At 41.8% G+C, this 10,487-nt stretch carries 11 protein-coding genes and 6 tRNA genes; 12 read left to right on the top strand and 5 right to left on the bottom strand.

Annotated features, from left to right (window positions below; genetic code table 11):
- Positions 1 to 34: 34 nt before the first annotated feature.
- A complete protein-coding gene (locus L1068_RS17385) occupies positions 35 to 1,606 on the bottom strand; it encodes a LysM peptidoglycan-binding domain-containing protein (protein ID WP_237131246.1) in 1,572 nt (523 codons plus the stop codon).
- 99 nt (positions 1,607 to 1,705) lie between these two features.
- Entirely contained in the window at positions 1,706 to 2,470 is a 765-nt protein-coding gene (gloB, locus tag L1068_RS17380) for a hydroxyacylglutathione hydrolase (protein WP_237131245.1), read from the bottom strand.
- 60 nt (positions 2,471 to 2,530) lie between these two features.
- Between gloB and L1068_RS17375 the strand changes: the two genes are divergently transcribed.
- A complete protein-coding gene (locus L1068_RS17375; protein WP_010560470.1) occupies positions 2,531 to 3,301 on the top strand; it encodes a class I SAM-dependent methyltransferase in 771 nt (256 codons plus the stop codon).
- On the opposite strand, the gene L1068_RS17370 is transcribed toward L1068_RS17375, so the two are convergent.
- Complete coding sequence (locus L1068_RS17370; RefSeq protein ID WP_237131244.1) at positions 3,294 to 4,148, bottom strand: MBL fold metallo-hydrolase; 855 nt, start codon at positions 4,146 to 4,148, stop codon at positions 3,294 to 3,296. The two genes, L1068_RS17375 and L1068_RS17370, sit on opposite strands and share 8 nt — an antisense overlap.
- Before the next feature lie 61 nt (positions 4,149 to 4,209).
- Entirely contained in the window at positions 4,210 to 4,680 is a 471-nt protein-coding gene (gene rnhA, locus L1068_RS17365; protein ID WP_010560468.1) for a ribonuclease HI, read from the bottom strand.
- A gap of 62 nt (positions 4,681 to 4,742) precedes the next feature.
- On the opposite strand from rnhA, the gene dnaQ reads away from it, so the two are divergent.
- The 9 genes from dnaQ to L1068_RS17320 all read left to right on the top strand — a co-directional run bounded on the left by dnaQ (position 4,743) and on the right by L1068_RS17320 (position 8,102).
- Positions 4,743 to 5,459 carry a DNA polymerase III subunit epsilon gene (gene dnaQ / locus L1068_RS17360; protein ID WP_237131243.1) on the top strand — a complete coding sequence of 239 codons (717 nt, stop codon included), beginning with the start codon at positions 4,743 to 4,745 and terminating at the stop codon, positions 5,457 to 5,459.
- Positions 5,459 to 6,799, top strand: a complete 1,341-nt coding sequence (locus tag L1068_RS17355; protein WP_237131242.1) for a TIGR03503 family protein — start codon at positions 5,459 to 5,461, stop codon at positions 6,797 to 6,799. The genes dnaQ and L1068_RS17355 overlap by 1 nt, the downstream gene beginning before the upstream one ends.
- A 123-nt stretch (positions 6,800 to 6,922) precedes the next feature.
- A tRNA-Asp gene (locus L1068_RS17350) sits at positions 6,923 to 6,999 on the top strand.
- A gap of 23 nt (positions 7,000 to 7,022) precedes the next feature.
- Positions 7,023 to 7,099, top strand: a tRNA-Asp gene (locus L1068_RS17345).
- A gap of 31 nt (positions 7,100 to 7,130) precedes the next feature.
- Positions 7,131 to 7,207, top strand: a tRNA-Asp gene (locus L1068_RS17340).
- A 35-nt stretch (positions 7,208 to 7,242) separates the two neighbouring features.
- A tRNA-Asp gene (locus L1068_RS17335) sits at positions 7,243 to 7,319 on the top strand.
- Between the two features lie 27 nt (positions 7,320 to 7,346).
- A tRNA-Asp gene (locus L1068_RS17330) sits at positions 7,347 to 7,423 on the top strand.
- A gap of 22 nt (positions 7,424 to 7,445) precedes the next feature.
- Positions 7,446 to 7,522, top strand: a tRNA-Asp gene (locus L1068_RS17325).
- A 313-nt stretch (positions 7,523 to 7,835) separates the two neighbouring features.
- The gene (locus tag L1068_RS17320; RefSeq protein WP_237131241.1) at positions 7,836 to 8,102 is read left to right on the top strand and encodes a hypothetical protein; all 267 of its coding nucleotides are present in this window, start codon (positions 7,836 to 7,838) and stop codon (positions 8,100 to 8,102) included.
- A 33-nt stretch (positions 8,103 to 8,135) separates the two neighbouring features.
- Here the strand turns inward: L1068_RS17320 and L1068_RS22095 are convergent, their stop codons facing one another.
- Positions 8,136 to 8,663, bottom strand: coding sequence for a prepilin-type N-terminal cleavage/methylation domain-containing protein (locus tag L1068_RS22095; protein WP_275419499.1), 528 nt, complete (start codon positions 8,661 to 8,663; stop codon positions 8,136 to 8,138).
- A gap of 92 nt (positions 8,664 to 8,755) precedes the next feature.
- Between L1068_RS22095 and L1068_RS17310 the strand changes: the two genes are divergently transcribed.
- Together L1068_RS17310 and L1068_RS17305 are read left to right on the top strand one after the other, a co-directional pair.
- Positions 8,756 to 9,388 carry an ATP-binding cassette domain-containing protein gene (locus tag L1068_RS17310; protein WP_237131240.1) on the top strand — a complete coding sequence of 211 codons (633 nt, stop codon included), beginning with the start codon at positions 8,756 to 8,758 and terminating at the stop codon, positions 9,386 to 9,388.
- Positions 9,381 to 10,457, top strand: a complete 1,077-nt coding sequence (locus L1068_RS17305; RefSeq protein WP_237131239.1) for a DUF6136 family protein — start codon at positions 9,381 to 9,383, stop codon at positions 10,455 to 10,457. Before L1068_RS17310 ends, L1068_RS17305 begins: the two co-directional genes overlap by 8 nt.
- The last annotated feature ends 30 nt before the right edge of the window (positions 10,458 to 10,487 follow it).

The following is a 10,487-nucleotide window of genomic DNA, read 5'->3' as shown; positions in this document are numbered from 1 at the left end:
TAAATAGCGCCTTTTTTAATATGTTTGCTTGGTATTAACCTGTTTTTACATCCACTTTTAGTTTTAGCTTTTGTCCAGGTTGAATGTACTCATTCTTGGCAATGCCATTCCATTTCATAATGTCCGATACTGACACTTTATACAAACCCGCAATGCGCGCTAACGAATCACCTTTTCGTACTTTATAGGTAATGGTGCGTTCAGTCACATTACCAGCTAAGGTTGAACTGGTTTTTTGATAAACCGTTAACTGCTGGCCAAGACGTAAGGTCGCGTTTTTGCGTAAGTTGTTCCACTTCATTAAGTCTTTGGTTGATACTTTATATTTGCGACCAATTTTCCACAGGCTATCGCCACTAACGACTGTGTGTGTAGTTTTGCGGTTTGCTTTGTTGTTAGCTGCAATACGCATTGGACCGCTTAATAAGTTATTGTCTATTTGGCCATTACTTAATGGCACAAACAGTTGTTGACCAACGCGAATAGTGTTGTTGCTCAATTTGTTTAGCGTTTTGATGCTAGTCGTGCTGGTATCAAATTGCTTGGCGATTTTTGAGAGGCTATCACCTGATTTTACTGTGTATTGCTGCCAACGAATGCGATCTTTAGCATCCATTTTGGCAAGTTGTGCTTTGAAGCCATAAGCTTTATCTGCTGGCACAAGAAGCTTATGCGGACCGGTTGGATCGGTTGCCCAACGGTTAAATGCGGGGTTTAACTTATACATTTCAGTCACTGGAATGTCGGCCATTTCAGCGGCTTTTGCTAAGTCAATTTGACCGCCAGTATTAACCAATTCAACAGCAGGCTTATTATCTATTTTTTTCCACGTTACTTTAAACTCGTCTGAGCGCGCAAGTAAGTCTGATAACGCTAGCAGTTTAGGTACGTATTGGGTTGTTTCTCGCGGTAAATCAAGCGACCAAAAATCAGTTGGTAACTGCTTTTTACGGTTCTTTTTAATCGCACGTAACACACGGCCTTCACCTGAATTATATGCAGCGATTGCATTTAGCCAATCACCATCAAGTGTTTTGTGTAAATACGTTAAATATTCAAGTGCAGCGCGAGTAGACTCGGTAATGTCACGGCGACCGTCGTACCACCAATTCTGCTTTAGACCGAAACGCTCACCTGTGGCAGGCATAAACTGCCAAATACCAGAAGCACTGCGGTGCGAATAGCCAAATGGGTCAAATGCGCTTTCAACAATAGGTAATAACGCTATTTCAATAGGAATTTGACGCTTTTCAACCTCTTCCACAATGTAGTGAAGGTAGGGAGTACCGCGTGTGGAGATACGATCTAAATATTTTTGGTGCTTTGCGTAGTAGTTACGCTCGGCAACTACGGCACGATTTTGCGGCACAGGTATCGAAAGCTGATAGCGAATTCGCTGCCACACATCGTCAAATTCAGGGATTTGTTCAATGACTTCTTGCTCTTCTTCTGCAAGTGCAAGCACTGTTAATGCATCATATACGTCTTGTGAGCTGGCAACTTTATAGTTTGGCTCTGCCGTATTTTCTGATTGAGATTGATTTGTCGTTTGACAGCCCACAAGCCACACACTGGCGCTTAGGGCAATTATTTGCTTATAAGTCATTAATACAAAATACCGAGTTAAAACGGAACGCCGAATAATACCGATCTTGGCTAAAAATTGCCAATTTCATTTATTTTTATCATTAATGGATAAATAGATTTAATAATTGTCCTTTAGTTCCCTTAAGGCGGCAAAAACACTGACATCGTTTATTTCGGTAACTGAGTTTTTAGCTAACACGCTGGTTCTTACATTATGTTCATGAGTGCGTAAAAATGGGTTTATCGCCTTTTGCTCTTCTATTGTGGTAGGCAATGAAATATCACTATGTTTGGCAAGTTCATCGCGATAGGCAACAAGCGTATCATTGTCTGGCTCGATATATGTAGCGAAATCTAGGTTGGCACGTGTATATTCATGGGTGCAATAAACCTGTGTTGAATCGGGCAGGGCTGCGATACGTAAAAGCGACGTCAGCATTTGTGATGGCGTACCTTCAAATAATCGACCACATCCACCATTAAAAAGTGTATCACCACAAAAAATCATGTTTTCATTATAATACGCAATATGATCAAGGGTATGTCCTGGCACATGCATAATTGCTAAGGTTAATTGTAATTCATCCAGAGTTATAACAGCGTCATCTTCAAGTTTATGGGTAATGCCGCCGAATGGGCTGTTGCTAGGGCCGTAAACAGGTAAACCACCAAACTTCGTAACCAGCTTTTCAACCCCGTTAGTGTGATCCCAATGATGATGGGTAATTAAGATACCTGTAAGCGACAATGTGTGCTCGCGGCAAAACGCTAAAACGGGTTCCGCGTCACCTGGGTCAACCACATAAAGCTGTTTGTTGTCTTGATTAACCAATGCCCAAATGTAATTGTCGTTAAACGCGGGAATGGGAATTACTTGTACCATATTCACTTGCTCTGTTATGTTTACTCTGTAGGCTATCTCTCATTATAACGAGGCAAAGACTTGAAACCAGCGCTAAGTTTACAAAATACCATTCAACCCCATTCTTGGTACGATTTTCCTCATGGCGAATACTTAAAACAAGAAATCGAGCAAATCTTCACGCCATGGTTAAACCGAATTTTTGGCTATCACTTGCTCAAAATAGGTGAGCTGAGCGCTGAGTTAGATACCTCGGCGTGTGTTATTAAACACCAAGTAAATGTCGCAAACTCGAGTAAAGCCGGAGTAAGAGCGCACATTGATGAATTACCTTTTTCTGAACAAACAGTCGATGGCTGCATATTAAGTCATGGCTTGGAGTATTTAACCGACCCACACCACTGCTTACGAGAAGTGCATCGAGTATTAATGCCTGGCGGCTACTTAGTGCTTAGCGGGTTTAATCCATTTAGCTTTTGTGGCTTGGCGCGCATACTGCCTTTTGCCAAGCAAAAGTTACCGTGGAGTGGGCGCTTTTTTACCCCAGCACGAGTAAAAGACTGGTTACATTTATTAGGGTTCGAAGTGGTATTTGAAGAACGAGCGATTTACTCATCGCTTGCTCGCGGTAAGCGGCTATCGCGTTTTGCAGCGTGGCAATCGTTTTGCCAACATTATTTAAAACCGACGGGTAGTGTATACGTGATTGTGGCAAGAAAACGTGTTGCGCCATTAACGCCGATTAAACCAAAATGGCATGCTCGTCCGCAATTTAATCCAGCGGTAAGAGGTGTAGGGCTCAGAAGCACTCCTCGAAATGCTTCTATTAGCTCAAAACGTGAATCTAGTTAAACGTTAGCGGTATTTTTAAGTAAGTGGTGTCATTGGCTTCGGCTTCGGGAAAGTGCCCCGCATTGATATTTACTTGAATGGCAGGGTGAATCAATTTTGGTACCGCTAAATCGGCATCTCGCGATTCGCGGGTTTTCACATAATCGTGTTGGGTAATGCCGTGCTTTAAGTGCACATTATATTGTTTTTGCGCCTCAACACTGGTAACAACACTCACTTCGCGACCATTTGGTTGATAATCATGGCACATATATAAGTGGGTATCGTTACCAAGCTCAAAAATGCGTTGAATTGAATGATACAGTTGGCTGGCATCTCCGCCTGGGAAATCGCAACGGGCAGTGCCGCTATCTGGCATAAACAACGTATCACCAACAAATGCACTGCCATCGACAATATAGGTGACGCTGTCGGGCGTGTGTCCTGGTGTAAACATCACGGTAACCGCTTCTTCACCTAAATAAAACACTTCGCCATCGTCAAATAAATGACAAAATTGGCTGCCATCGGTTGGAATATCGAAGTTAAATACCTTATTAAAATGCTGCTGCACTTGCGTAATGTGCTTGCCTGTCGCCACTTTTGCACCGAGTTTTTGCTTAAGGTATTGCGCGGCAGATAAATGATCTGCATGGGCGTGTGTTTCTAAAATCCAATCAACATCTAAGTGGTGGCTATCAATATAATGAATAATCGAATCAGTAAACTGGTAGCTGACGTTGCCCGACGCAATATCAAAATCAACAGCGGCATCGATAACCATGGCTTTTAAGCTACGGTTATCAAATACCACATAACTAATGGTTGAAGACTGTTTGTGAAAGAAACTTTCAATGGTTACATTCATACTAGTAAAAACTGGATATATCAAATATGGAATAAGATATATCATAGAGTAATAAAGAGATCTAGCTTTGCGCTACGAATCCAGTATCTTCAAGCAAGTCGCTACTTTCTGCGGCCTCTCTGGCTAAGTCGTCAACGCGTTCATTTTCCGCGTGACCCGCATGGCCTTTCACCCAGCGCCACTCAACGTGGTGTTTTGAATTGGCAGCATCAAGGCGTTGCCATAGATCTTTATTTTTTACATCTTGCTTGCTGGCGGTTTTCCAGCCGCGCTTTTTCCAGTTGGCAAGCCAAGATTCAATACCTTGTTTCACATATTGACTATCGGTAGTGAGAATAACCTGACAGGGCTCTTTTAATGACTCTAAGCCAATAATCGCTGCGAGCAGTTCCATGCGATTATTTGTAGTTAAGGTATAACCTTGACTCAACTCTTTTTCATGACCTTTGTAGCGAAGTAGGGTGCCATAGCCACCTGGACCTGGGTTGCCCAGACATGAACCATCAGTAAAAATCTCTACGTTTTTTTGCACAGTTTGCCTTTAAATTATGTAGAATGAAGTTATTAACATAACAAAATTTGTGATTTGGCGATATGGCTCACAGGCAAATAGTACTGGATACTGAAACAACGGGTATCGACCCTAAGCAAGGGCACCGCATTATTGAAATCGGCTGTGTTGAATTAGTAAACCGCAGACTCACCGGAAATAACTTTCACGTTTACATTGATCCAGAGAGAGATATTGAAGACGAGGCGATTTTTGTACACGGTATTACACGCGACTTTCTTGCGGGTAAACCTAAGTTTCGCGATGTTGCGGCAGAGTTTTTAGATTACATCAAAGGCGGTGAACTGGTCATTCACAATGCGGCGTTCGACGTTGGCTTTATGGACCATGAGTTTGCACTACTTAGACAAAACTACCCCAAAACCCACGACGTTTGCCAAGTACGCGATACCCTTGCGATGGCGCGTGATTTGCACCCGGGACAAAAAAATAACTTAGATGCACTTTGCCGTAGATACGATATTGATAACTCGAAACGTACCCTTCACGGCGCATTGCTCGATTCCGAGATATTGGCTGATGTGTATTTAGGCATGACAGGTGGTCAAGTTAGTTTAAACTTGGCCAACCAAGAAGGGCAAAGTGGTGAAAATAGTAAAGGGATCAGACGACTTTCATCAGATAGACCTCGATTAAATGTCATATTTGCCGATAACGATGAACAGAGTGCGCATATCGAGCGTTTAAATTTGGTTAATGATAAAGGTGGCCACTGCCTTTGGCTTACTGAGGAAGCATAATGAATAAATGGTTGTTGGTTGTTTTAAATTTATTTGTGATAGCGAACTGCTTTGCAGCACAAAACGAATTAGAGGTAATTCAACGTAACAGCGACCAAAATGAGCTCAAAATCTTCGACAATCGTTTTCGTATTGACTATCAAGTTGACGAAATAACGCTTCTTTTTTTCCGCGAAAAAGGCACTCCCGCGGTCATTCTCGTCAGACCCGATGGCAGTAAAATTTACGCGACTACTTCATTGGGTGATATGAACATTGAGTGGTTTGACGATGAAACATATGACATTGTCAAAATCAAAAACCCAATGCCGGGACCATGGCAAGCGATTGGTAAAATTCTGCCTGAAAGTAAACTAATGATATTAAGTGAGATTGAGTTACATGTTGATCCACTTCCGCCACTGCTATTTAAAGGTGAAACAATTAAAGTAACAGGGCGTTTAACGAATGGCGGCAAACCTATCGAAGAAGGGTTGTTTCGTGACTTAGTAACACTGAATGTGGACTTTGTTAGTACTAATAACAAAGAGTATTTGAATTTTGGCGCAAAGCCTGTACCAATTGCAGAATTGCTGGATGATGGTAAAGGTTATGATGAGAGGCCGGGCGATGGCGTGTTTACAGGGGAATTTGCACTTAATTTTGCATCTGGCGAGTGGCAACCTGAATATGAAGTACGTACCCCTATATTAAGTCGCAGCCTAGTGAAAGAGCCGATCATCATTGAGCAAGTTCCCATTAGCTTTGAATTTACTGAAGCCACTGAAGGTGAAGAGCACCATCATTTAGCGATCAATGTTAATACTGAGAAAGTAGCGCCAGACTCACTCATTTTTCAAGGTACTATTTTTTATCCTAACGGTGAGACGCAAGCATTTAATCTAGAAGCACAAGATAAAGCGGTGCGCGAACTCAAATTGGTTAACTATGATTGGGGTGTTTACGAAGTCGAGTTGACATTATTTGGCAGTAATATTAATGGCCGTGAGTTTGTTATTAATGTAGGCAAACAGGAATTTGAAATTGATAAACCAATTGAGAAAGTACCAGAGCAGGAAGCGCCATTAGTACCTGATGTGGAACTCGAACCTGAATTACCACCAGAGCCAGAACTCGATGTTGAGCAAATTATCATCTGGGCTGTGGTGGGTAATGTGCTTATTATCTTAATTGGCTTTATTGTGATCCGTGTATTTATTCAGAAAAAACCGTTATTAGGCGGCTTGATGAGTAAATTGAAGAAAAACAAAAAAGACCAAGAAGAACAAAAAGTAGCGGGTTCTGAGCAGAAATCAGACAGTTCAGATGAAATTTTGAACCTTTCGTTGCCAGATGAGTAAAAAAGCGAGAAAAAAGCAAAAAAACTATTGACTCTTAAAGGGGTGATTCGTATTATTCACGCCGCTGTCAAGGAGCACTGAGAGTCAAATCAAAAGTGAGTCATGACAGGTTTGAAATGGCGCGGAGTGGTAGTTCAGTTGGTTAGAATACCGGCCTGTCACGCCGGGGGTCGCGGGTTCGAGTCCCGTCCACTCCGCCAATTATTTCAAACGTTACTCTTTAGGAGTGGTAGTTCAGTTGGTTAGAATACCGGCCTGTCACGCCGGGGGTCGCGGGTTCGAGTCCCGTCCACTCCGCCATTAATTTAAAGAGTAGCCATTATTCCTTCGCGGAGTGGTAGTTCAGTTGGTTAGAATACCGGCCTGTCACGCCGGGGGTCGCGGGTTCGAGTCCCGTCCACTCCGCCATTAGGAATAAAACAATTTAAAATGATATATGCTGCGGAGTGGTAGTTCAGTTGGTTAGAATACCGGCCTGTCACGCCGGGGGTCGCGGGTTCGAGTCCCGTCCACTCCGCCACTTATATCATTTAAAAATTTGCTCAGCGGAGTGGTAGTTCAGTTGGTTAGAATACCGGCCTGTCACGCCGGGGGTCGCGGGTTCGAGTCCCGTCCACTCCGCCATTAGCAAATTTATCCCCGATGCGGAGTGGTAGTTCAGTTGGTTAGAATACCGGCCTGTCACGCCGGGGGTCGCGGGTTCGAGTCCCGTCCACTCCGCCATTTTATATTCCCCTAATAAATTTTCATTATAAGCTTTACGCTTTGATCCTGATTTTCTTTCTCTAAGTCAAAAATCTATTTCACCATTAATACTCTTAGTAATTTCACTCTGTAAGTTCTAGCTTTTCCATTATCACTTTTATTTTTTAGCCCTATTATCAACACCGTGTGTGAGATAAATTTATTATTTTACTAACGACTAACGACTAACGACTAACGACTAACGACTAACGCCCTATTTTTTGTGATTAATTAATCCAATATTCAGTTTCCCAGGTTTACGCTATGGCAAATTTTTTTGGGAAAGAGAGTAATGAAAAAAGTTGTGATATTCACGCTTGCTGTTGTTGGGATTTTGATTGCAATGTGGCCTGCAGGATTTGCGGTCGGTTACCAGGTCAAAGAACGTGAGCTATGCCAAAAGGTGAAAGGTAATAAAGTGCTTTTCAAATTTACTGCTGGTGGCATTATGCGAGGCGAAACTGCTGAAGGCACTTTGCGATCTAGTTTATATGTTGATGGTTTGAAAAAGGGCATGCTGTTTAGCTTGAAGCAGTGTTTTGATAACACGCAAAACTAATACTCTCAATATCAGCTAACAATCGATGGCTTTTTAACATCCAGAGGTAACAACGCCTGTATTTGGGGTTGTGCCATCTTCTTGGTTGTAATAAAAAGCATAGCATTCGTCACTAAGACGCAATCCTTGTGGCCAAATAAGAATAAGCCCTTGTGCACCGTTTGTAGCAAGAGGAAAGCCAGGTGCAGTTTGTTGCCTACCCACGCCGCATAAACTATTTGCCGTGCATACAGCGCTTGCTGATGTAAATGGAATTTCTTTGCCAATGTTTAAAATGTAACGCCAAGCGCCATTCCAGTAACCTTCAACATAGCCGTTGTAAACCAGTACACTAATGCCAAGCTCATCGAGCTGAACATTCCCATTTTTAACATCTTGCACTAACGCTTTCGCGCGAACTTGTTCTGCGGTGGCTTTCATTGAAGCGGCTGTTGCTTCTAACACACTAATGCGTGATGCTTGCTGCAAGTTTAAAAACTTAGGTGCTGCAACGACTGCAAGTAGGCCTAAAATAACAATCACAATGATCAGTTCAATAAGTGTAAAGCCATGGTTTTTCATTGGTGTATTGCCTCTGATTACTGTGATATTTTCTGGTAGTTTATAGTATAGCCAATCATAAGTCTTTGACTATAAGTGCATAAATAAGCAAAATGTGCACACCAAAACGCATTCAAGATGAAAGGGAAGGTCGTTTGTTTCAAATACGCAGTTTAACCAAACTTTATTTTGATAAAGTTGTGTTCTCAGATTATACCTGCCAATTAACTTCTCAGCGTGTCTTAATTACCGGACCAAATGGCCTTGGTAAATCAACACTACTAGCCATTCTTGCAGGATTGGAATCATTTCAACAAGGTGAGATTTTACTGCAACAGCAAAGCGCCGCCGCCCGGTTTTTACAAACGAATGTCGCTTTAGCGAGTGATAAAATTATCTTTCCAGAGTTTTTAACGGCTAAACAAGTCTTAGATTTAACTCTTATGCATCAAGAGTGTGACAATCTTGAAAGCTTGGTTAAGCGCTTTGGCTTTAATGACTTTTTAAACACTAAAGTGATTAATCTTTCGAGTGGTAACCTTAAAAAGCTTCAACTGATAAATGCGTTTATGCGCAAAGCCTCAGTGTTGCTATTGGATGAGCCCACTGCGGCACTTGAGCACAAAAGTGTGCCTGTGCTACTGGCGTGTATTGATGAGTTTGAGGGACAAGTGATTTTAACCAGTCATGAGCCAGAGCCATTTTTACAATCTGGATTTGAAGTACAGGCGTTGATAAGTGCGTAATTTTTCATTTTTCGAATATCGCATTGCGGCTTTTCATCATTTCATTGCTGAACAATTAGGTCAATTAAAGCAATTAGGCGTTATTTTAGCGCTGTTTATGTATACCGCTTTTCCAGCACTTATTCTGCTAATTTACCTAGCGCTTGGCAAAGTTATGACGCAAGACCCAACGTTAAGTATTTTATTATCGGTTGCATTAATCGTTATGCAAAGTGAGCTCAGTGTTGCATTGAGCAAAGGTGCGCTTGATGTAAAACACCGCCTTTATCAACGCTCATTTGCGAGCAAAGAAATGCGCGTGTTATGTGATTATGCGTTGGCTTTAGCCGGTAATTTAGTATTTATATTGAGTGTGCCTTTATTGTTGTCGTTAGACTTGAGCAAATGGCAGCAAGGCCTTCATTTTGTACTGTTTAGCATTTGTGTGCTCGGCAGTGGGTTTGTTGCCACCCTCAAACCTACACGAATAAAGTTATATGTAATTACGGTCATTCTGTTGTCAGTGCTATTTGATTTAAGCTTGCTTTGGTTGTTAAACAGTTATATTGCACTGCTAGCTGGCGTTGCATTTTGGCCAAATGACTTGTTTTTCAAACGGCTGACGAGGTTTAACCTCGGTTTCTGGGTCAGTTATCATAGCCATGCATTTGCCGAAATTTGGTGGCGTGTATTAATGTTACTTGCCTTATGGGTATGTGCAAATGTACTGAATCTACAACGGCCAGATTTAGGCTTTTTTGTTCATTGTTTTATTTCGCCGTTTATCGTTTACATTGCTTCAAGTCAGCAACTTAATCAAAACGAATGCGTATTACAGTACAGATTGTGGTTAAACAGTTTACGCAATGCAAATACGTTAATTTATGGCCAATATGTTGTGCCTATGAGCTTAGCAGTGATTGGGTTAATGAGTTTGCAATTGATTGTAGTGAGTTTGCAAAGCTTAATTATTTTTGCCATCGCTTCGGCGTTAACAATTGCGTTTGCTAAGTATAAACCAACACACTATGCCCTTGGTTGGTTTGTGATTAATGGCTTAATGGTAACGATTAACTATTGGGTGTATTAACCCATAAATACGGTTTGACAGCGTTCAGTT

Source organism: Pseudoalteromonas sp. MMG024 (assembly GCF_021654175.1).
Classification (GTDB): domain Bacteria; phylum Pseudomonadota; class Gammaproteobacteria; order Enterobacterales; family Alteromonadaceae; genus Pseudoalteromonas.
Note: the sequence above shows the minus strand (reverse complement) of the source record. Positions and strands in the feature narration are given on the sequence as shown.